The organism is Pseudoalteromonas sp. MIP2626 (genome assembly GCF_013414205.1).
GTDB lineage: Bacteria > Pseudomonadota > Gammaproteobacteria > Enterobacterales > Alteromonadaceae > Pseudoalteromonas > Pseudoalteromonas nigrifaciens.
Genome location: NZ_JAATTW010000015.1, coordinates 22,042 through 44,486, shown reverse-complemented (window position 1 = coordinate 44,486; position 22,445 = coordinate 22,042). Strand labels below are relative to the sequence as shown.

At 40.9% G+C, this 22,445-nt stretch carries 22 protein-coding genes; 16 read left to right on the top strand and 6 right to left on the bottom strand.

What is annotated here, in order from left to right; genetic code table 11:
• Nucleotides 1-4: 4 nt before the first annotated feature.
• The 6 genes from HC000_RS08710 (at nucleotide 5) to HC000_RS08695 (ending at nucleotide 3,524) form a co-directional block, all read left to right on the top strand.
• Nucleotides 5-466, top strand: coding sequence for a MaoC family dehydratase (locus HC000_RS08710; RefSeq protein WP_179807452.1), 462 nt, complete (start codon nucleotides 5-7; stop codon nucleotides 464-466).
• A gap of 152 nt (nucleotides 467-618) precedes the next feature.
• Entirely contained in the window at nucleotides 619-1,197 is a 579-nt protein-coding gene (locus tag HC000_RS18540) for an AraC family transcriptional regulator (protein ID WP_257025470.1), read from the top strand.
• A gap of 26 nt (nucleotides 1,198-1,223) precedes the next feature.
• Nucleotides 1,224-1,634: an AraC family transcriptional regulator gene (locus HC000_RS18535; RefSeq protein ID WP_257025469.1), complete on the top strand. Its 411-nt coding sequence runs from the start codon at nucleotides 1,224-1,226 to the stop codon at nucleotides 1,632-1,634.
• Between the two features lie 130 nt (nucleotides 1,635-1,764).
• On the top strand, nucleotides 1,765-2,367 hold the full coding sequence (locus HC000_RS08700; protein WP_218910973.1) for a class II aldolase/adducin family protein: 603 nt from the start codon (nucleotides 1,765-1,767) through the stop codon (nucleotides 2,365-2,367).
• Nucleotides 2,368-2,393: 26 nt separating this feature from the next.
• Nucleotides 2,394-2,534 carry a hypothetical protein gene (locus HC000_RS18425; RefSeq protein WP_218910972.1) on the top strand — a complete coding sequence of 47 codons (141 nt, stop codon included), beginning with the start codon at nucleotides 2,394-2,396 and terminating at the stop codon, nucleotides 2,532-2,534.
• Between the two features lie 39 nt (nucleotides 2,535-2,573).
• The gene (locus tag HC000_RS08695) at nucleotides 2,574-3,524 is read left to right on the top strand and encodes a TauD/TfdA family dioxygenase (RefSeq protein WP_179807451.1); all 951 of its coding nucleotides are present in this window, start codon (nucleotides 2,574-2,576) and stop codon (nucleotides 3,522-3,524) included.
• A 240-nt stretch (nucleotides 3,525-3,764) separates the two neighbouring features.
• On the opposite strand, the gene HC000_RS08690 is transcribed toward HC000_RS08695, so the two are convergent.
• Genes HC000_RS08690 through HC000_RS08680 form a run of 3 tightly spaced genes read right to left on the bottom strand, consistent with a single transcriptional unit; the run spans nucleotide 3,765 to nucleotide 7,104 of the window.
• A complete protein-coding gene (locus HC000_RS08690) occupies nucleotides 3,765-5,270 on the bottom strand; it encodes an FAD-dependent oxidoreductase (protein WP_179807450.1) in 1,506 nt (501 codons plus the stop codon).
• A gap of 33 nt (nucleotides 5,271-5,303) precedes the next feature.
• The gene (locus tag HC000_RS08685; protein ID WP_179807449.1) at nucleotides 5,304-6,071 is read right to left on the bottom strand and encodes an SDR family oxidoreductase; all 768 of its coding nucleotides are present in this window, start codon (nucleotides 6,069-6,071) and stop codon (nucleotides 5,304-5,306) included.
• Nucleotides 6,072-6,120: 49 nt separating this feature from the next.
• Nucleotides 6,121-7,104 carry an MFS transporter gene (locus HC000_RS08680; protein ID WP_346010170.1) on the bottom strand — a complete coding sequence of 328 codons (984 nt, stop codon included), beginning with the start codon at nucleotides 7,102-7,104 and terminating at the stop codon, nucleotides 6,121-6,123.
• On the opposite strand from HC000_RS08680, the gene HC000_RS08675 reads away from it, so the two are divergent.
• Genes HC000_RS08675 through HC000_RS08665 form a run of 3 tightly spaced genes read left to right on the top strand, consistent with a single transcriptional unit; the run spans nucleotide 7,086 to nucleotide 10,107 of the window.
• Nucleotides 7,086-7,709, top strand: a complete 624-nt coding sequence (locus HC000_RS08675; RefSeq protein ID WP_346010169.1) for an AMP-binding protein — start codon at nucleotides 7,086-7,088, stop codon at nucleotides 7,707-7,709. The two genes, HC000_RS08680 and HC000_RS08675, sit on opposite strands and share 19 nt — an antisense overlap.
• A gap of 21 nt (nucleotides 7,710-7,730) precedes the next feature.
• Nucleotides 7,731-8,888 carry an acyl-CoA dehydrogenase family protein gene (locus HC000_RS08670; RefSeq protein ID WP_179807448.1) on the top strand — a complete coding sequence of 386 codons (1,158 nt, stop codon included), beginning with the start codon at nucleotides 7,731-7,733 and terminating at the stop codon, nucleotides 8,886-8,888.
• Between the two features lie 25 nt (nucleotides 8,889-8,913).
• Nucleotides 8,914-10,107, top strand: a complete 1,194-nt coding sequence (locus HC000_RS08665; protein ID WP_179807447.1) for an acyl-CoA dehydrogenase family protein — start codon at nucleotides 8,914-8,916, stop codon at nucleotides 10,105-10,107.
• 205 nt (nucleotides 10,108-10,312) lie between these two features.
• Here HC000_RS08665 and HC000_RS08660 read toward each other — a convergent pair whose 3' ends face one another.
• The gene (locus tag HC000_RS08660; protein WP_179807446.1) at nucleotides 10,313-11,107 is read right to left on the bottom strand and encodes an SDR family oxidoreductase; all 795 of its coding nucleotides are present in this window, start codon (nucleotides 11,105-11,107) and stop codon (nucleotides 10,313-10,315) included.
• A gap of 55 nt (nucleotides 11,108-11,162) precedes the next feature.
• Nucleotides 11,163-12,368, bottom strand: a complete 1,206-nt coding sequence (locus tag HC000_RS08655) for an acetyl-CoA C-acyltransferase (protein WP_179807445.1) — start codon at nucleotides 12,366-12,368, stop codon at nucleotides 11,163-11,165.
• A 1,158-nt stretch (nucleotides 12,369-13,526) separates the two neighbouring features.
• Between HC000_RS08655 and HC000_RS08650 the strand changes: the two genes are divergently transcribed.
• Genes HC000_RS08650 through HC000_RS08625 form a run of 6 tightly spaced genes read left to right on the top strand, consistent with a single transcriptional unit; the run spans nucleotide 13,527 to nucleotide 19,257 of the window.
• Entirely contained in the window at nucleotides 13,527-13,997 is a 471-nt protein-coding gene (locus HC000_RS08650) for a hypothetical protein (RefSeq protein ID WP_179807444.1), read from the top strand.
• Nucleotides 13,998-14,048: 51 nt separating this feature from the next.
• On the top strand, nucleotides 14,049-14,525 hold the full coding sequence (locus HC000_RS08645) for a hypothetical protein (protein WP_179807443.1): 477 nt from the start codon (nucleotides 14,049-14,051) through the stop codon (nucleotides 14,523-14,525).
• A 56-nt stretch (nucleotides 14,526-14,581) separates the two neighbouring features.
• Nucleotides 14,582-15,280: a fimbria/pilus periplasmic chaperone gene (locus HC000_RS08640; RefSeq protein ID WP_179807442.1), complete on the top strand. Its 699-nt coding sequence runs from the start codon at nucleotides 14,582-14,584 to the stop codon at nucleotides 15,278-15,280.
• Nucleotides 15,280-16,005, top strand: coding sequence for a hypothetical protein (locus tag HC000_RS08635; protein WP_257025467.1), 726 nt, complete (start codon nucleotides 15,280-15,282; stop codon nucleotides 16,003-16,005). The genes HC000_RS08640 and HC000_RS08635 overlap by 1 nt, the downstream gene beginning before the upstream one ends.
• Before the next feature lie 5 nt (nucleotides 16,006-16,010).
• A complete protein-coding gene (locus tag HC000_RS08630; RefSeq protein WP_179807441.1) occupies nucleotides 16,011-18,416 on the top strand; it encodes a fimbria/pilus outer membrane usher protein in 2,406 nt (801 codons plus the stop codon).
• Nucleotides 18,406-19,257 carry a hypothetical protein gene (locus HC000_RS08625; RefSeq protein WP_179807440.1) on the top strand — a complete coding sequence of 284 codons (852 nt, stop codon included), beginning with the start codon at nucleotides 18,406-18,408 and terminating at the stop codon, nucleotides 19,255-19,257. Before HC000_RS08630 ends, HC000_RS08625 begins: the two co-directional genes overlap by 11 nt.
• On the opposite strand, the gene HC000_RS08620 is transcribed toward HC000_RS08625, so the two are convergent.
• Nucleotides 19,247-19,837, bottom strand: coding sequence for a LuxR C-terminal-related transcriptional regulator (locus HC000_RS08620; RefSeq protein ID WP_011328777.1), 591 nt, complete (start codon nucleotides 19,835-19,837; stop codon nucleotides 19,247-19,249). The two genes, HC000_RS08625 and HC000_RS08620, sit on opposite strands and share 11 nt — an antisense overlap.
• A 385-nt stretch (nucleotides 19,838-20,222) precedes the next feature.
• On the opposite strand from HC000_RS08620, the gene HC000_RS08615 reads away from it, so the two are divergent.
• Nucleotides 20,223-22,409: a TonB-dependent receptor gene (locus tag HC000_RS08615; RefSeq protein ID WP_089368579.1), complete on the top strand. Its 2,187-nt coding sequence runs from the start codon at nucleotides 20,223-20,225 to the stop codon at nucleotides 22,407-22,409.
• Nucleotides 22,410-22,445: the final 36 nt, after the last annotated feature.

Below are 22,445 nucleotides of genomic sequence, written 5' to 3'. Positions count from 1 at the left end.
CAAAATGGCAAATAAAATAATTACTAGCAAAACGCAATTACTTGCTTCAACCGGACTTGATTTAGGCGTAAGCGACTGGATTGCAGTAGAGCAAAGCCGTATTGATATGTTTGCCGAGGCAACGGGAGATCATCAATGGATCCATGTCGATCCCATTAAGGCTGCAGAAGGCCCATTTGGCGCATGTATTGCGCATGGTTATTTAACCCTGTCATTAGTTAATTATTTTTTACCTCAGTTGGTAGATGTGCAAAATATAAGCATGGGAGTTAATTACGGCTGCGATAAAGTACGCTTTCCTAATGTGGTTACAGCGGGCAGTAAAGTACGCGGCACAGGGCAAATAATTAGTGTGGAAGAAGTTAAAGGCAGTGTGCAAGTGATCACGCGAGTAACCATTGAAGTGGCAGAGCAACAAAGGCCAGCCTGCGTGGTAGATACCATTAGCCGTTACTCGTTTGTCTAAATGTTTTGGTTAAGCACGACTAAAGCATAACACTTAAACAGCTAGCGGTTATGTTACAAATAATAGTATTAAATTGCTTAATATAAGAGTGCAATTTAAGAATAACGGTTATTGATAAAAGGTTGGATTTAATTACACAAACGAGGGGTAACATGGTCAATACTGATACGCGTTATATTATTTGGTTGCTGGATTTTTTATCTAGCTTGGGAATGGATACCAACACCATTGCTGCCAACAATGGTATCAGTCGCAGTGAGCTCCACAAACCTAATGTGCTCATTAATGCTAAACAGCATCGAGGTTTACTAACTGATGCACAGCAGTGTTATGAGGGCAGCGATCTTGGACTCATATTAGGTTTAAAACGCTCTATTGCTACCCACGACCAACTTGCATATTTAATGATGAGCAGCGCGACGCTGCGCGATGCCAGCCATATTGGGCTTAAATATCAAAATTACTCAGGCCGCTTTTCTGGTAATTTAGTAGTGACCTCCTTTAGTGAAATTCAAGCCGAAGGCTGTTATCAAATTGACGCTAAAGCTGAGCTGGGTGAATTGCGTGTATTAGCAATAGAAGATTTACTTGCCAATATAGTCACGACTTGTCGTTGGGTGCTTGGTCAAGCATTGCCTATTACTAAACTACGTTGTAATTATCCGGCGCCAGTTCATGCTGAGTGTTACCAAGCCATTTTTAATTGCCCCGTCGAATTTGATGCCCAGTAACCCAGCTATTTTTTGATGCTGCGATTTTGGATCAACCACTCCCGCAGTCGAGCCCAGAAAGTGTCAACTTTTATAAAAAACTGTGCGAAGAAAAAAGCATTACTCGAAATCATGGCGACATAGCATGGCGCTTGTCGCAAATTATTGTTGAAGATCCTGCCAGTCCTCCATCGCTGCACGATGCAGCACTAAAGCTGCATTGTAGTTGCCGTACCTTGAGCCGTAAGTTATTGGCGCAAGGTTGGCGCTATCAACAATTAATCGATCAAGTACGAGAGATACATGCGCGGCGACATTTGAGCGATCCTACGTTATCAATCACTCGCATTGGTCAGCAACTTGGGTATGCCGATAGTTCGGGGTTTCATCGCGCTTTTAAAAAATGGACTGGGTTGTCGCCAAGTGCTTTTCGCCATGCGTTATTTGCGGTGCGCTAATCGCTAGTTAATGGCTAGATCGGATAACAACTTGGCGCAATGAGACAAGCTTTATTAACCACTCAGACCTATTATTTTAACCATGATTTAACATGTTTATTTTGCACAGCAACAGGAAGGTATAATAATAATGAAAAAATATGATGGCCTTAATCAATCAATGCTAGAGCGCTTTGCAACTCGTCCGGGTCGCAAAGAATTATTACCAGAGTTAAGCGAAAAAGCGCAAGTTGCGCTTATGTGTCGCATGCTTATTCGTGAAGGATGGGATGAGCATATTGCAGGGCATGTTACTTACCGATTAGAAAACGGTAATATTTTAACTAATCCATGGGAGCTCGCTTGGGGGGAGTTAACCGCCAGCGATATCGTTACGCTAGACCCAAAGGGGAATGTGCTTGATAGTGATTGGAATGTGACCCCAGCGATAGGTTTGCATTTACAGCTGCACGCAATGCGACCTGATGTACATGTTGTTATTCACAATCATCCGCATTGGAGTGGTATTTGGGCTTGTATGCAAAAAGTGCCGCCAGTATACGACCAAGCAAGTGCTTATTGTGGTGTTGAATTACCACTTTATGATGAATATGAAGGCACCTTTGAAAACGAAGCAACTAGCTTATCAGCAGTTGAAGCGCTCGGTGATGCTAAGTGGGCATTACTGGCAAACCACGGCTCGTTAGTGGTGGGTAAAAATCTGCGCCAAGCACACCTAGAGCAATTACTTTAGAGTGGCGCAGTAAACGCGCGTATGAAGTGGAATTAGCAGGTGGCGGGCGACCATTAAGTGATGAAGAAGTTAAAAAAGTGTCTATTGCTGACGACAACGGTTTCCCTTTTGTTTGGGAAGCAATGGCGCGCAAAGAATTACGCCTAGATCCAGGTTTAGTCGACTAAATTTGTCGGATTCACTTAGCTAAGTAGAAGGAATAAAAAATGAAGCTTACAGTAACTCCGCTTGATAATGTTGGCGTAGAAGTGTCGGGTTTCGATATTAACGAGCCACTTACCGATGAAATAAAAGCTGAACTAAAAGCACTATGGTACGAACACGCTATTTTAGTGTTTCGTGATCAGGATATTAGCCCTGAAAAGCAAATTGAGTTTAGTCGCATTTTTGGCCCGTTAGAATTACATCCGTTAAAAGTTACCACCAGTGATAAATATCCAGAGTTATTTGTGCTACAAAATGGTGGCCCTATGGATAAGTTTCAAACTGCTTTTTATAAAGGCGAAGAAATTGTGGGTCGGTTAGATTGGCACATGGATTTGCATTATACAGCGCGTCCAAATCATGGTGCACTGTTGCGCGCTGTGGTGGTGGTGGTGGTGGCAGCAGAAGATGGCATGACCGGTTTTGGCGATTTAGCAAAAGCGTACGATGCACTCGACGACGACACTAAAGCTTTAATTGAACAGCTAGAAGTGGTTTACAGCTTTAGTATGCAGCGCCGCCATATGCGCTACGTTAACTTAGACGGTTATGAGCCTGGCCCTAACAGCCCAACAAAACCAACCGACATTGGCTTTCCTGACTTTTCAGACGCTGCTTACCCTATGGTAGTTACACACCCGATCAGTGGCCGTAAAGTACTTGAGGTGGTAGAGCAGTTTTTAGATAGAGTTGTTACTCCACAGCAATTTGGTTTATCGAATGATGAATCTATAGAGCTACTTGAGCGATTTGTTGCGCATGTACAAAAGCCGGAATTTACTTACTTTCATAAATGGCGCGAAGGCGACATGGTACTGTGGGATAACTGGCGTGCAATGCACTGCAATGCACTGCACTGCACTACCGGCACTAAGCCTGGGATCAATCGCGTTATTAACCGCACCACCATTGAGGGCGATATAACGCTTGGCCGTGTGTTAAAAACAGAATAACTTTACATCTATTGCAGCAGCTTAAATTAACCAGCTGCTGCTTTTTTATATCTTTCATTAATACTTACCAGCCTCTACACGACATTTCAATCTGCTAATTTTTAATCTATAGCATGCACTTAATATACTTGCGTTTAATACGCAGATTTATTACCTAAGCAGAATAAGTAAGTTAAACCGTTACGCTGTTTGCTATAACGGTTGTTAAATTAAGTGCTAGGGCGTGTTTATTTTTCGAGGTTAAATTGGCAGGTGCTTAGCGGCGCTGCGCCCAGCGAGCCTGCCAAAAAAAGTGGCATCTCCAACCGACATACCACTGGCATATCCCTTGGCTGTACGTGGTAATCCCGCGGTGGCTCGACCAGCAGCATAAAGCCCACTTATTATTTCATTGTCTAAATTAACCACTTCACCCGTAGTGAGTGTTTTTAGCCCACCAAGCGTAAATATGAGCGGGCCTTTGGTGCCGGGCATAATTACAGCAGTCATTTCACTTGCAGAGTATTCTAATAAGGCAAAAGGGGGCTTGTTTAACGGTTTTAGCCACTCGGCGGTTTTATGAAATAGTGGGTCTTGTTTATTACTGGCGTGCTGATTAAAGTAGCTAACAGTTTGCTCAAGCATACCGGCCGGGAAGGGCGCTTCACTGGCAACTTCTGCTATGCTATCGCCAGTGGCAACAATGGCTGCACGTTGTAAATAATGCGACGCCTCAAAATCCTCTTCTTGTACTAACAAATAAAACTTTTGCTCAGCTTGTTGGCAAGAATAATGCTCCAATCTGGCTAAATACGCATCTTCATTTATATAACGCTGACCGTGTTTATTTAGTAAAATACCGTAGGTTAGCTTTGCTGGTGGATAGAGCGGAAACGACATAAAAGCCTGTTCCATATTAATTGTTTGCCCGCCGACTGCTTGGCCTAATTGAATACCATCCCCCATATCGAAGGTGTTGCCATAAGGTACGCAATACTCAAGTAGATCAGGCATGTATTGACGTGTCATGGTGTCGTTCATTACAAAGCCACCGGTGGCTAATACCACACCACGAGTTGCACGAATCGCAATTTCTCGGTTGTCGCGCTTAGCAATTACGCCGCAAACACGATTGTTTTTATCTACTAATAAAGCAATAGCGCGACAATCATTAATTACCTCAGCGCCCGCGCCTGCGATGCGCTGCATTATGGCATCCATAAATATTTTACCGCCTTCGTCGCCCACTTTAGAGGGCACGTGACCGCGTGGAACGGGCTTAGCAATGGTATTAAAAGGGTGAGCTTTTTCATTACCGGTAAATAATAACGACTCATCACTGAGTGGCACTACTGTACGCTCTAAAAAGGCTGCGCGTTTATAAGGTACACCAAGGGATTCAACCCAATCAAAATGTCCTGCAGCGCCTTGTGCATAACAACGCATCTTATCTTCATCGCCATACGGGCCAAGTGCTTCGCGTAAATAAGCCAGCATGTTTTCGGTGCTATCTTCTAAACCTAACTCTTTTTGTAATGCAGTGCCGCCACTGCCGCCTAAATACATTTCACAGCTTGATAATGCAGTCGAGCCACCCCCAGCACTGGCACGTTCTAAAATAGTAACCTTAGCACCTAAGGTTACAGCTTCTAGTGCGGCGGCGGCTCCTGCGCCGCCATAACCGCACACGAGTACGTCGGTGCTAATATCAAAGTGGCTAATCGATTCAAAAGCGCGAACTTTGTGTGTGCTTAGTATTGGGTTCATGTTATATCCTTATAAGTATTTAATATTTAGTGTTTAAAACTTGCCATTGCGCATCATGGCGTCCATACCACCATCTACATAAATAATGCTGCCATGCACAAAAGAGGCTTGGGCTGATTGTAAAAAACTGACCGCATCGGCAATTTCACTTGGCTGGCCATTGCGACCAATAGGCGCAACAAAGTTACGTACGGCTTCGCCAAAACGTGGATCTTGCTTAGAGGCTTCGTGCAATGGAGTTTCAATTGCACCAGGCGCAACTAGGTTAATACGCACGCCGGTACTCCCCGTTTTAACGGCTAAACGACGACAATGCACAGTGAGTGCATATTTAGACGCAGAATAGGCTATTTGTGGTTGGCCAAGCTCATCTGCCAGTGCGCGAGCGGCTGGCTCGTCATTGTTGAGCATTAACTCAATAATAGGGTGTGGATCTGCCACTTGTTGACTAGCGGCCACTGAGCCAATAACGGTAATAGCTGGCTGCTCACCTTTAGCGAGTGCAGGTTGAAGTAATTCAATTAACTCGGTTGAGCCAAAATAATTAACCGAAACCACTAAACTGCTACTTGGTGCGGTAACGCCAAGGCCCGCACAACAAACCAGGCCATCTAGTTTACCATTGGCTAATTTGATAACTTGCTCTGCGGCATTAGCGCGACCTTCAGGGGATGATAAATCGGCATTAACTTCGGCTTGATGGCGGTCTATGCCGATCACAGTATGACCTGCTGCGCGTAGTTTTTCACAAACGGCGGCGCCAATCCCTGATGCTGAACCTGTAACTGCGGTAACTGACATAATAAACTCCTAGCATTATTGGTTAATAGTAATTAAAACAAAGTTTAATTTACTGAATGGGTTTTATGAGTTGTTTTGCTTGATAAGATTTTAATTTAAACAGTAAAAATACCGATATTAATGTTGTACTCGTACTAATAAGTAAAGCATAACGTAAGGATTCAACACCGGCCTCCTCGCTAAATACTTCACTAAGCACGCCCACCAACATAGGCCCAACACCTATGCCTAAAAAAGTAATCAGCACGGTTTGCATTGAAATAGCCAATGCTCGCTGAGTGCCCGGTACAATTGAAGTGAGTAATGTGAGACAAGGGCTAACCCACCATACAGAAAAGAAACTCGCTAAGGTGCAAAACAGCATAGCAAATGGAATACCGGCAAAAAATAGGTCATCGCCTAAGCCTTTAGGCCATAAAAAATATATAACAATAAATACCCACCCCAGTATATGGCCTAGTATAGGTAGCCATAAAACACCTTTTCGTCTGGCGATTCTATCAGCCAAATAGCCACTAGAAAGAATTCCAATCGCTGCCGCACCGCCGCCAAAAAAGCCTGCCATCATGCCGGCTTGGCTCAGTGTTAAGTCGTGGCTGCGTACTAAAAAAGTGGCATTCCACATGCCAAACGCATTTGCGCCTAACGTTGCAATGGCGCTTGAGCAAACTAATAGTCGATAATCTTTGCGCTTTAACAATGCTTTTGTTGATGCTCTAAAACCTGTGGTTAGTGCAGGCTGCAGCGGTGAAGTTGGAGAGCTAATGGCATCATCGTATTGACCGCGTTTAGGTTCGGGTATCACAAAAAATAGCAAAAAAGAAATAAACAAAGCGGGAGTAGAGATAATAAAAAAGGTTTCTCGCCATCCATACAGCTCTACCCAATATGCACCTAAGGTAAGCGCAATAATGGCGGCAAAGGTAGCGCCAGAGGTAAAACAACTAATCGCAAATGAGCGTCGCTCAACCGGGTAACTGTCCGAAAGTAACGATAAAGAGGCCGAAGTAACCGGTGCTTCAGCTACTGCCACCAACATACGCATTATTAGCAAGTATTTGTGGCATTGATACCGACGTTGCCACCATCGCTAGTACCAGTGGCCGTGCAATTGAAGGCACCGAAATAGCAATAATGTCTGAGCAGGGTGAAATACTCGGTGCTAATGAAACTGGCGAAATTTGTATTCGTGGTTTTCATGTAATGAAAGGGTATTTTGAGCAACCACAAGCAACCGCCGAAACCATAGATAAAGACAATTGGCTGCACACCGGCGATGTTGGGCATTTAGATAAAAATGGCTATTTAAGCATTACCGACAGACTAAAAGATATGTACATTTCGGGCGGATTTAATTGTTATCCGGCAGAAATAGAGGCAGTACTTATTGAGCACAGCGCTATTGCACAAGTTGCAGTGGTAGGAATTAAAGATGAGCGCATGGGAGAAGTTGGCTGTGCATTTATTACTTTAAAATCATCAGCAGAACTTGATGAGGCAACGTTAATGACTTGGTGTCGTGAGCGCATGGCAAATTATCGAGTACCCAGAAAAATCAAAATAATTGACGCAATGCCAGTAAATGCTTCTAACAAAGTAGTTAAAGCAGAACTGATAAAGCATTTTTTGCAACAGTAAAATTTTAGAAGGAGCAAACATTTGGAATTTTCATTTACCGAAGAGCAGAAAATGATCCGCGATACTGCGCAAGCCTTCTTAGCTGAAGTATCGTCATCGAATGCAATACGCAGCGCAATGGACACTGAGCAAGGCTTTGATCCACAAATATGGCAACGTATTTGCGAAGAAATGTACTGGCAGGCAATTCATATACCGGAAGAATATGGCGGCATGGGACTAGGCTATGTAGATTTGGTGGTTATGCTGGAGCAAATGGGACGTTATTTATTATGTTCGCCGTTTTTTTCAACCGTGTGTTTAGCCAGTAATGCCTTAATAGTTGCCGGCACTGATGAGCAAAAGCAACAATATTTAACGCAAATATGTGAAGGTAGTTTAACCGCTACGCTTGCCTATACCAGTAAAAATGGCCAGTGGGACGCAACAGCAGTGCAAGGCATTGTAACTGCACAGGGCGATGATTATTTACTTAATGGCACATATCGTTATGTACTAGATGGCCACACGGCGCAATTATTAATAGTTGCCGCACGTAGTGAAGGCAGTGAGGGCGAGCAAGGAATAAGTTTATTTGCAATAGACTCGGACACCCCTGGAGTAAAGCGCACTTGGTTGCCAACTATGGATCAAACACGTAAACAGGCAGAAATAGTGTTTGATAATGTGCGAGTGAGCAGCAGCCAATTAATGGGCGAGGAAAATAATGCTTGGCCACAGCTAAATAAAGTATTGCAACTAGCTGCTATAGCCATTGCAGCAGAGCAAGTAGGTTGCTCGCAACAAGTATTAGATTTAACTGTAGAGTACACCAAAGAGCGAGTGCAGTTTGGTAGGCCTATAGCGGGTTTTCAAGCAGTTAAACACCAAGCGGCAGATATGATGCTGCGTACCGAGGTGGCGCGCTCAGCCGTTTATTACGCTGCGTGCGTAGCAGAGGAGGCGCTCAGTGGTGGTTTGTTGGCCGATGAGTTAGGCGAAGCAGCCAGCGTAGCTAAGTCGTATTGCTCAGAAGGCTACTTTAAAAATGCCGGAGATGCGCTGCAACTTCATGGTGGAGTAGGGTTTACCTGGGAATATGACGTGCACTTATATTTTAAACGAGCTAAATCGTCTGAGTTATTTTTAGGTGATGCAGCTTATCATCGTGAACACGTCGCAACATTGTTATTAGATTAAACGGCTGCTAAAAAAGGTAAAACAGATGAAATTAAGTTTTAGTGATGAAGACGAAAAATTTCGCGCCGAAGTGGCACTTTGGCTCTTTGAGAATTTAGTGGGTGAATTTGAGCAGCTTAAATTTCGCGGTGGCCCTGGGGATGAGCATATGTTTCCTCTGGAGCGTAAAAAGTGGGAACAAAAGCTCGCGCAAGGAGGTTGGACCTGCATTGGTTGGCCTAAAGAATATGGTGGCCGAGGGTGCTCTATTGAGCAGCAAGTTATTTTTAATGAAGAATATGCTCGCGCGGGTGCACCGGGTCGTGTTGGGCATATAGGTGAAGGGCTTGCTGGGCCAACGTTAATTGCCTTTGGTAGTGAAGCGCAAAAACAAAAATACTTGCCAGGCATTGCAGCCGGAACCGCACTTTGGTGCCAAGGTTATTCTGAGCCTAGTGCAGGCTCAGACTTAGCTAATGTTAATACCAAGGCACATTTTGACGAAGCCAAAGGTAAGTGGATTATTAGCGGGCAAAAAGTGTGGACATCGCTTGCGCATGAATCTGATTATATTTTTGTTATAGCGCGTACTAACCCAAATTCTAGCGCTCACAAAGGGCTAGGCTTTTTCTTAATGAAAATGGATCAGCCAGGTATTGAAGTGCGTGGCATAAGGCAACTTACCGGCACCTCTGAGTTTAATGAGGTATTTTTTGATCAAGCCGAATGTGATGCCGACGATATTGTAGGGCAACCAGGTGAAGGCTGGGCTATTGCTATGGGTTTACTTAATTTTGAGCGTGGCGTGTCGACCTTAGGTCAGCAAATGCAGTTTCAAAATGAGCTTAATCAAATTATTGATATAGCCAAAGCCAATGGTAAAAGCCAAAATCCAACTATTCGCCAACGCATTGCTGACGCTCATATAGGGCTTAAAATAATGCGCTACAACAGTATGCGTATGCTCTCAGATACAGGTGATGGCGGCTTACAAAAAGAAGCGCTGATCTATAAATTATTTTGGGCAACATGGCACCGTGATTTAGGCGAACTGGCAATGGATGTACTTGGCCCCGAAGCCGAAATACTAGAGTCAGGCCCTTATACATTAACCCGTTTACAGGCTATGTATTTGTTTGTTCGCTCAGATACCATTTATGGTGGCACTAACGAAATACAACGTAACATTATTGCTGAACGTGGCTTAGGTATGCCCAAAGAGCCTAAAATAACCGCATAAAATAATTGTATTACTTAACCTGATGTAACGGATAAAAAATCGCTTAACCAGCACATCAGGTTACTTATTTTATTGCTCATTACGACTGGGCTGGTGGGGTTATTTTTAGCGAAGGCTGTGAGTTCAAAAATTAACTAAAGAGTAAGAAGGGCTGTAAAGCTAAGCCCGCTTAATCAGCGGGCTTTATTTGAATACAGTAAGGACGTTAAAAACTACTGCGAGGCATAGGCATTGGTGCGTCGGTTAGTCCCCCATTAACACCAAAAATTTCACCAGTGATATAGCCCGCCGCGGGCGAGGCTAAAAATAGCGCACAAGCCGCTACATCTTCAGGCTGACCTAAGCGATTCATAGGTGTACGTTTAACAATAGCCTGCTCCATTTCATCATTCATTACGCCTTTAAGTGCTTCGGTAAGGGTTGAGCCTACGCTAATTGCATTAACGCGCACTTTAGGTGCAAAATCTTGCGCTAAATTAAGCGTCATAAAATTTAATGCCGCTTTGGCGATGCCGTAACTAATAAAGCCGGGCTGAGCTAACTGCCCAGCTACCGATGAAATATTAATAATACTGCCTTGGCCACTGGTATTTACCATGTGCGGGGCACTAATACGTGACAAATCAAACGCGGTAGCGGTATTGAGCTTAAAGCAATTTTCTAACTCTGCTGCGCTGCTGCTAAGTGTAGGCTTAATTGCGCCTGAGCCACCGACGTTATTGACTAAAATATCGAGCCGGCCAAAATACTCAATTGTTTTATCAACTAATGACTGTCGTTGTTGCTCATCAAGTACATCGCACGCAACGACTAAAGCGCGGCTGCCGCGTTGGCGTATTTGCGCTGCTGTTTGTTCAATATCTTCGATGGTTCTGGCAGTGACTACAATATCGGCACCCGCATCGGCTAATGCCAGTGCTATGGCAGCACCTATGCCACGCCCTGAGCCGGTAACAATAGCGACTTGGCCATCGAGGCGAAATCTATCGAGTATAGACATTAATATCTCCTTACTTAAATTAGACTAACATGTTGCTGTGCAAATTAAGGTTGCCTTACAGGCATACCTCAAATAAACCCGCAGCACCCATGCCACCGCCAATACACATGCTCACCACAACATATTTAACACCGCGACGCTTGCCTTCAATAAGGGCATGGCCCACCATACGCGCACCACTCATACCAAAGGGGTGGCCAATGGCGATAGCGCCGCCATTAACGTTAAGTTTATTGTTATCAATACCTAGGTAGTCGCGCGAATAAATAAGCTGACACGCAAACGCTTCGTTAATTTCCCACAAACCAATATCATCAATTGATAAACCATGTTGTTTTAATAGCTTAGGAATAGCATATACAGGGCCAATACCCATTTCATCGGGCTCGCAACCTGCAACCGCCATACCACGAAACACACCCATTGGCGCTAAGCCTTTTTGCGCCGCTAATTGTGAGTCCATTACCACGCAGGCTGATGCGCCGTCAGATAACTGACTTGCATTACCTGCTGTAATAAATTCACCTTGTGAAATAACGCGACCATCTTTCCACACCGGTTCTAAGCTTTGTAGGCTCTCAAGAGTTGTAGAAGGGCGGTTGCCTTCATCTTTAGCTAGTAATACGTCCTCAAAGGTCACTTCTTTGGTTTCGCGGTTAAATACTGATTTAGTAGATGCCATTGGCACAATTTCGTCATCAAACAGGTTGTTTTTTTGCGCCGTAGCAATACGCAGTTGCGACTGTAAGCTGTACTCATCTTGCGCTAAACGTGAAATATTGTAGCGCTTAGCAACCACTTCTGCCGTTTCGATCATCTGCATATAGGCATGCTCTGAATGCGACAGTACTTTTTTTGAAATATTACGATAAGTATTTTTGTGTTTGTTTTGCACCATAGAAATAGATTCAACGCCACCAGCAACCACAATATCCATTGAACCAAGCATAATATTTTGCGCCGCAAAACCTATACTCATTAATCCAGATGAACACTGACGGTCAAGAGTCATACCCGGCACGCTATTAGGTAGGCCTGCAGCGGTCGCTGTTAAACGGCCCAAGTTATAGCCTTGAGTACCTTGCTGCGCTGCACAACCAATGATCACATCATCAACCTCAGCACCATCAATACCCGCGCGTTTAACGGCTTGCTCAACTGCATGACCTGATAATGCAGGCGCTTCGGTATCGTTAAAGGCACCACGAAAGGCTTTGCCCATAGGCGTTCTGGCGGTAGAAACTATAACTGCTTCGCGCATGATTATTCCTTTTTTATTTTGAAGTGCAAAGGCACTCTTACGGTTAAATTTTAGCTAGGTAATAATGCTGAGTTGCTGCAATAACACGTGTGTATTGGTTAAATTAGTCAGATTAATTGCAATTATTACCACGGGTAAAAATAGAGTTTTCCATATCTACATTAACCCTTATCGCGTCACTGTGAACATCGACCATTTGAGGTAGGCAATAACTAATTAGTAAAATAAAGAGAATTAGTAATTGGTTTGTACTGCTTATTAATTCGCTTATTGGGCGAGTTTAGCTTTAATAGTGATGAGTAAAGCAAGACAATATTTGCCGCGGATTTTAGAAAGGGAAACAGTTACAAACGGAATTAATTTTAATGAATTTACGTTGTGCTTCCTGCAATTTATTGAAAGTAGTTAGGGTATATTGACCGTTCATGGTTGAACCTTTTTCACTCTAGGGGGCTTTAATCGCGGTGCGAGATTTGTAACCTAGTATGCTCGGTAACTGTTTTTACCTTATTCTACTAGCTTAAAACCAAGTAAAAATAAGTAAAAACGAGCAAAGCTTCCGCCGCTCACCTATACCCATGTAGATAAAAATAGTTCATCCCCCTAGGCAAAACTACTCGATCAGCGTGTGTTTGGCATTTATACGTCGATATCACCTAGTTTGTGGGGAATAACGACATTACACAGGCTCTGCCTACCTAAAAGCCAAACACATTGCTAAAAAATTAAACTTCAGATGGTAAACATGCCCTAATTAAAAAGAGTTTTTAAGTGGGAAAGTTGCTTTTTATTAATTAAACAGACTAAAAACCACACGTAATGAATAAAAAATGAACGAGGTGTTTAATTATGTTTAGCTAATAGAGTTTATAAAAGTTATTAGGATCAAATAAAGACAGTTTATTTTTTGTTTACCTAGTTTAACGTTGTTTATAAATTATAAACACATATTTTACACACCATTAAAACGGTTTTTAATTTATGGGTCGTTGAGGCTTGTGAATTGTTTAGTACGCATATTTATAAAAATTAAGTACTAATACTATTACATTTAATTGCAGGGTTGTTTGATAAGTAAGCAAATGAAAACTCACTAAACCGTTATTTTATCTTAAGATTAAATCGTCTTACCGAAGTTGCTCAAAGGAAATGGCAATAATGAAAAAATATCTAGGTTATTTATTATGTTGCTTTGCATGTAATGCATATAGCAACGATGAAGTAGCACTTACTTTAGTTGGATACATTTCACCTAAATGTGAGTTTACGGCAGAAAATAAAAACTTAACTATTTCTTCAGATGGCTTCGCTAATACAGAGTTAGCAATTAATTGTAACTCACCTATGCGGGTATCTATGCTGTCAGAAAACGGTGGTTTGCGCCACCAGCAGGGTACTCACTTAAATGCTTATAACGTTAACTTGTCAATTGCAGATGCTAATCAAAGTATGTCTGTTTCGTCACAGACCCTAACAGTATCACAAACATTTAATGTTGATAAAATTTTATTTAACAGCGTAGCAAAACTACAGTTAGAGCTAGTAGACCCTTTAATTTATGCAGGAAATTACCAGGATGTTATTCGCATAGAAATGACGCCATCTGCAGTCTCTGGTGGCGTGCGGTAAACCATTAATTATTAAACATAAACATATATCACATGGAAAAGGAATATAACAATGAAAAAGTTAATCGTATTATCAGCAATCGCAGCACTTACATCAGGTGCAGCACTAGCAGACAGCATAAACTTAGGTGCGGCTGTACAGTCTGTGTGTGGAGTTAGCAACACGGATACTGTTAAATATTTTCCAGCTTTAGCGCTCGGTAATAGTGCTACTGTTAATTTTGATCTTCAGTGTAATGATGTTGACGGCGCAACAATATCGCTAACAACTTCTGAAGGGCATTTACAAAATTCAGATAATGAAGATATGGGCGTTGGTTATACTGCAGCATTAAGTGCAGGTCCATTTGCGTTTACTTTAACTGCAGATGATGGTGCAAATGATCAGTCAGCATCTCAAAGCCAAGCAGGCACAGCTGCACTTGCTGCAGGTGGTCTAGCGGGGACAATTTTAGTTACTGTTACACAAACACCTACATGGTCAGGGACGTATGCGGATACGCTTACACTAGGTATAACAGCTAATTAATTCGTCACTTTAAAAGGCAGTTATTAACTGCCTTTTTATTATTTAGAGGGAATTTTATGCGTTTATTTATAATTTTTATTTTATTTACAGCTTCTTACTCGGCATTGTCTTTTCAAGTACAACCTATGGTTGCAGAGGTACAACCTATGGGGAGCCAATCGCAACAAACAATACGCATAGCAAATACATCAGTAAATCCTTTAACTATTGAAATTACAGCATATGATTTATTAATAACGGATCAAGGAGATGAGTCGTTACGTGAAAATGAAGATGACTTTTTAATTATACCTATGACAACTATTATTCCTGCAGGAAAAAGCCAGTCAGTTATTGTTAGGTATATTGGTGAGCCTGTACTTTCCGCTTCAAAAGCTTATCGTTTAATGATTGATCAAGTAAAAGTTAATTTACAAGATGATAATACATCAGGTGTTGGTATGAGCTTGAGCTTTAGAACGTTACTTAATGTGGTTCCGCAAGGAGCAGAAGCCAAGTTAATGATTAAAAGTAAAGCACAAGCAGCAACTGGTGAGTGGAAAGTATTATTAGAAAATACCGGCAATAAATATATTCGCTTATCGCAAGCACAGTGGGTAATTAAGGGTAATAATGAAAAATTTGTGCTTGAAGGAGAAAGCTTAAGTAAAGCGTTAAGTGGAAAGCTGCTTTTACCTAACTCAAGTCGAGAAGTAACAATAAAAATACCAGCGCAATTTAATGCAGAGCAAAGTGAGTTGGAGGTGCTGTTTTAATGTGTAGGCTGCTGAATTATTACTTATTATTATTTGTAATGTTAGCTTTGCCCGCCTACGCTTTAGAAGTAACGCCCATGGTAGTTACTTTTTCACCAAATGGCGTGTCAAATGGTGCATCTAGTTTAATACATAACCAGTTACCACGTGATATTGCCTTTGATATACAGGTATACGAAATTCAATTTACACAAGATGAACCACAATTAGTGCCGTTAGAAGATTCGCCATTGTGGGTGTTTCCGCCGTCATTATTGCTACAAGCAGGGCAAAGTCAGCGTATTCAATTTAGATGGCTAGATAAAGTACTGCCAACCACAGATAAAAGTTACCAAGTTAGCTTGATTGAGCAACCATTAAACGCTCATTTAGCAGACAAAACATCGCAATTGACCATGCTGCTTAATGTGAACTTAATTGTGCATGTAGATCAACCACAGTTAACAGCAGATTTAGCCATTGGAGAGTCTCATATTGAGGGAACAGACATTATGGTAAATATAATAAATAAAGGCCCAGGTGCGAGTCGATTAAGTGATTATGAGATCAAGTTAACTGATGAAAGTTCTGGAGTATTAATAGAGCGCATTTTAAAGCAGCAATTAAAGGCACAAGGGTATGACGTGTTTTTTGCACCTAATAGTAGCCACTATATAAAAATACCTAAACCAAAATCGATAAAAGAGGATAGTTTTAAAAGCTTACGCTTAGAATTGATGAGGTAATAAATATGCGTATATTTATTTGTTTATTATTAATTGTATTCACTCAAGTAAGCCTAGCAAAAATAAATCCATCTAACCGAACCATTGAGCTAAGTGTTGAGGCTGAGCTTAATAAAACAGATATTGGCAGAGTAACACTTGCTGTGGAGCCAGGTGATAATTTATTACTTAAGTGGAACGAAGTTGAAACAGTATTAAAGGAAGTGTTATACCCTGAAGGCCTTGCCATATTAAAAGCTAAGGTTGTTGATGGTTTGCTTAGCAAGCAAGCATTAGAAAAGTTTGGCTTTGTGGTTAACTTTGACCTAAGCGATTTTAGTTTAAAAATAAATGCCCCTCTTAATTTAACCCGCCCGCAAACATTAAGTTTAAAATCAGACTCTAGGCGACTAAAAGCTTCAGAAGTGGCTAATTTAAGTGGCTTTGTTAACCTGTATTCTAGCTACTTATATCAACAAAATAACAATACAGATACGACAGACAAACAGCTAGCCTTTCGTGCTGAAATGGTGATGAATTGGGGGGGCTGGGTAGTAGAAAATGAACTTGAGTATTTATCAGATGTTGAGGCAACATCATCAAATGTTAAACGTTTAGGCACACGCTTAGTGCATGACTTACCGTTAAAAGGCATGCGTGTATCAATAGGCGATAACTACAGCTCAGGAAGTTACTTTCAATCTACATCACGTATTTTGGGAATTTCGCTTGCTCATGACTTCTCGCTAGTATCCGATAGGCCAATAAGACCCAGTGCCTCTAGAAGCTTTACTTTAGAAAGCCCATCTTCTGTAGAAGTATTGGTTGACGATAGGATTGTAAAGCGATTAAATTTAACTGCAGGCATATATTCATTAGATGATATACCGTTGAATGAGGGAAGTAATAATATAAGTTTGCGGATCACTGATATTGCAGGGGTAGTACGATACGTTAATTTTGATGTAACCACGGGCTTAGATTTATTTGCAGAGGGACAGCTAGAATATGAGATTCATATTGGAGTGCCATCGACATTAACCGATCAGCTAAATTACGATAATGACAGCCCATTGATAAGTACCTATCTTGATTATGGGGTATCGCCTAGTTGGACTATTGGCTTTACAGCGCAGGCAGATGAATTTATACAACAAGCAGGCTTTAAAAGTATTTATGCTGCCAATATTGGCCAATTTGCATTTGAAAATGCAGTGAGTTTTGGCGACGAAACAGGACACGCTTACCGATTGGTATATAGTAGCTTTACAGACAGAAGTGAATTACTACAAGATATTAGTTTTGGTTATGAGTACTCTACTGAAAACTTCCGTGCTGTAGGCTATCGACCTGATCTACAAGGTAGTGCTCGACTACGAGAACACTTTATTCAGGCAAACTATAGCTTTTTTAATAGCCCTACTTTACGTACTTCTTTTTTTGCCAACCTATCAAGAGCACATAATGAAGCTCAGTTTGATAAATCAGTAGGGTTAAGTTTATCTGGTGATTTAAGTAACAACCGTTGGCGTTATAGCCTAGGCGCTCAATGGGATGAAATAGCAGATAATGCAGAGTGGGGAATTAGGCTCTCTTTAACCTATAAGTTTAGTAATGATCGACGTTTAAAGTTATCTCACCAATCACGTAGAAACAAAACACGTTTAGAGTATACCCAAGATGCTAATCAACGCTATGTAGGTGCCTTTAGTTTAAGAACGGGAATTGAACATAATGACCAAAATGAAGCATTATTTGACTTAAACACACAATATAATGGCAACCGATTTTTAGCTAGTTTAGACCATGCTAGCTTTTATGAGCAATTAAATGCAAGTTCAGCTTATCATCAAAGTCGGGTTAGTTTTGCATCCAGCGTAGCATTTGCAGAAGATGATTGGGCAATAGGTAAGCCTATATACGACAGCTTTGCTTTAATTAAACCCCACTCGAGCCTAAAAGATAAAAAAATAACCTTGGGCCAATACAAAGATCAATACAGAGCAAACAATGCAGATTTTGATACTATTTTATTACATGATATTAGCTCATACGATAATTCGGCTATTTCAGTAGATGTAGAAGATTTGGAGCCTGGGTATGATATTGGGGCGGGTTTAGTGGTGTTTTTCCCATCTTATCGCAGTGGGTATAGTGTAATGATTGGTACTGCTGCAAATATATCGGTTATCGCCACTTTACTAGATCAACAACAACAGCCGTTAGCATTACAAGTGGGTGTTGCTGTATGTTCAGATAATACTGAAAAACAATATAAGTTTTTTACAAATAAATCGGGTCGTTTTGCATTAACTGGGCTTACCCCTTGTAGCTATGAAGTGACATTAAATAATAGCGAAAAATCGCAATTTATTTTAGATGTAAAAGAAGGTGAGCAACTACAAAGAAAAGGAAAGATTTATGTACACTAAACAAACGGTTACCTTTATTAGCGGCTTAGCTTTATTACTTTTACCTTATATTAGCTACGCACAGTGTGATGCAAGGTTAAATAATATTGACCACTTATTTGATGACTTTGATCAGTACCATGCATTACAAAAAGTAGATGCAAAAAAGCAGCTGCGCATTAATGTAATAAATGACGAACAGTGCCAGCTACATATTATACTAACCAGTGAAAACCAAGCGCAGCTAAAAGGCGCTTTTCAAAGTATTGCTTATCAATTTCGCAGCGATACTCAGCAATTAGTCAGCTCATCAATTAGTCGTTTACAACTAGTAGAGTCAGCGGCTGAAGTTGAACTTTTGATCCCATCGGGTACACCGGTAAAGGCAGGGTTATACACAGATAGATTGCAAATAAAACTTTATGATCAAAATAATCAGCTGCTCGATGAGCGTCAACTTGACATTGAAACAGATATTGCCCCAAGAACCAGCCTGTCGGTGCTTGGTTATAATACTTTTGCAAATATCATTAACTTAGGAGAGTTAATACCTCTGCAAGAATACGCTATGTTACCTAGCCTGCAAGTAGTGACTAATTCAGATGTTCGGCTGCGTGTTAGCTCTGATAATAAAGGTAAGTTAGTGCACAGTATGTATCAGCAACAATATGCGATAGATTATAATTTAGATTTGGCGGGTAATTGGTTAGGATTGAGTCAAGATACAAATAAAACGTTTTCATACGCTGGGCAAACTGTGTTTTTATTGCCACTTAAAATACAGTTAGCTGACTTTAAAGAGCAAGCCGCTGGTGAGTATACAGATACTATAAGGTTTCAAATTAGCCCACTTAACTATTAACTTTGTTTAAGTTTTTTTGACACCATGCAAGTGCTTGCTGCTTATTTTTAACGGCAATTTTTTGATACACTTTATGTAAATGAACTCGCACAGTTGCTTCGCTGATAAACAGGCTATCGGCAATAGCACTGGAGTGCATTCCTGAAAACAGTAAGTTTAAAACTTTAATTTCTTTACAGGTAAGGTTATTCGACTGCAGTGTTGTTTGTTGCTCGCTAGCCAGCATTTGCCTCATCCAACAATCAGTAACTGCGCGAGGAAACCAAAGTTCTCCCTTATTAATCGCTTCTAACCCTTGGTGAAAAAGAGCTTCGTCTGTATTAGCATAAAATAAGCCCTTTAAGTTAGGCCATTCTTTTAATGGAATAACATCACTGTCTTTAGGCACGTCAAAAATAACAAGCCCTTGGTGCTCATTTTTTAACATAAACTGATTAATTAGTTCATAGTTAGTGATAACGTTAAGTGCTTGATAATTTACCAGCAGTATATTGTATTGTGTCGCCACACAAAATAAAGAAGTATACCCGGAAGTATTTAAACACTTTATCTGTTTATTCGTTATATTTTCAATTGCCATAAATTTATTCCATATACTTAAGTATTACTACTATATTCCTAAGTTCAGTTAATATCAATGGTGAAGTAATGTACAAATCGTTTGTTATTTAACTTAAATCGCTTGTTTAATTGTAGTATACGCAATAGGCTCTGTGGGTTTATTTACTTCCTCATTTTAATAATTTAAGGTGAATGGCGTTTTACTGAATAACTATTAGCGAGGAGTTGTGGCGCGGCAGGGTTTTTATTAATAAAATATTAGAAAATGATACATATCATCTTGTTTATATCATATAATTTACATCCAGAGGAAAGATGCTACAACGCATCTTTTTTTATGCCTACAATTTATATTTTATAAAAATATAACGCATAACAAAACCTATACCCTTTGGAGATTATTTTTGAAATTACGCAACCTCTCACCGTTAAGCTTAGCAATTATTGCTGCACTCACTACCTCAGTAAATGCAGAAGAAACCAAAACAACAGCAAAGCAAGACGCATTTGAAAAAATAGAAGTAACCGCTCGTAAACGTACAGAAAGCTTATTTGAGTCTCCAACCGCAATTACATCAATTGGTGCAAACCTCATTGATAAAGCCAATATGAGTAATTTAGAAGATATTGGTAAGTATGTACCTAATTTAAATATTACTCGTTATGGCGTGGGGAACTCTGCACATGCATCTGTGTTTATTCGCGGTATAGGCCTTCAAGATCATGTTATTACTACCGATCCTGGTGTTGGGGTTTACTTAGATGGTGTGTATTTAGGCCGTCAAATGGGGTCAAATTTATCGCTACCGAATGTTGAGCGTGTAGAAGTATTACGTGGCCCTCAAGGTACTTTATATGGCCGTAATACTTTAGGTGGCGCGGTTAATGTAATAACCAAGCAACCAGGTGATGAAGGCATTTTAACAACGACTGCAAAAGTGGGTAGCCGCGGTCGTGTAGCAGGCGATATTTACTTTAATAACGCATTAACTGATGATTTAAGTATGTCGGCAAGTGCGTCATACAAGCAGCGTGATGGGGTGGGTACTGCAGTTAATTTAGCTAACCCAGAAAAGGAAATTGGTGAAGAGCAAGAGTTTAGTGGCCGTGTTGCATTTAAATACCAAGCAACTAGCGACCTTGCATTTACTTTTTCTTTAGATGGCGTTGATAACGAATCGGGCCAATCGCCTTATACAATTGAGCTTACCGCACCACTTGATCCAAATGATCAGAACAATGGCGATTTCCCATTATTAACACCAGAGTTAATTCCGGCAAATCCAGATGATTTAGGCACAACCGTTGCGGGTATTGAATCAACTTCTTACTCAGGTTGGGGTACTTCATTTGCTGCTGATTGGGCAATTAACGACACTTATACAAGTAAGTTTATCTCAAGCTACCGTACCTCTGAGTATGAAGGTGGTTTAGATGATGATGCATCAGCGCTTAATTTATCTGAGTTTCCAGAGCAAGGTGGTGCTGATCAATACTCATTTGAAGTTCAGTTAAACGCAACGTTTGACAACATGGACTTTGTATCTGGCTTATACTTCTTTAATGAAGATGGCTTTACCCGTTCAGAAGACTTTGTATTTAGCCCATACAATACGCCTGACAGTTTTGGCTTCTTCGAAATAAATCAAGAAACCAACTCTTATGCTGCTTACTTTAATGCCGGCTACGATTTAACCGACGATTTAAGCATTGGTGGTGGCCTGCGCTACTCAAAAGATAAAAAAGAAGCGAATGCGATTTTTCCATCTTTTGCCGAACGTAAATATGTATCTGCAGACTTTGATGCTGTGACATGGGATATAAATGCTTCGTACCAGCTTAGTAATAATATGAATGTGTATGGTCAAGTTCAAAAAGGTTACCAAACAGGTGGCTTTCCACCGCGTCCATTTGGCGGGCCTGATCAGTTTTCATCATTTGATGAAACAAAAGCAATTAACTACGAAATTGGCTTAAAAGGCCAAGTACACGAAAATGTATCTATGATGTTGGCTGTATTTGTAACTGACTACACAGATTTAGCGCTGCCATTTTCAGACCCTACTTCGGGCGGTGGTTTTGTAACTATCGTTGAAAATGCTGGTCAATCAAAAGCGCAAGGTATTGAGCTTGAAACAACAGTAGCCATTACTGACGACTTTACTATTCGCAGTGCAGTGGGTTACTTAGATTCAGAAATTAGTGAAGTAGCAGCAGGCGTACAAGGAATTGGTAAAGGCGATTCGCCTGCATTAACACCACGCTGGACTGTGATGATTGCGCCTTCATATTTTATGGATTTAAATAACGGTGGCACTCTGGCTTTTAATGCAAACTACTCGTACCGCAGTGAAATGCAAGGTCAGTCAGTATTTAACTATAGCGAAACAATTGATTCTCGTGAGTTAGTTGGCTTTAATATTTCTTACACTAACCCGTACGGCGATATGGAAGTAACGCTATATGGTGAAAACGTATTAAACGAAGTGTACGATGTAGGACGCCTACAACAAACTGGTTTTGTTGGCGTTATGCGCAGTAATGACCGCAGTGAATTTGGTTTAAAGTTCAAAAAAGACTTCGAGCTGTAAACTAATTTAGCTAACGCATTTAAACAAAAAAGGTAA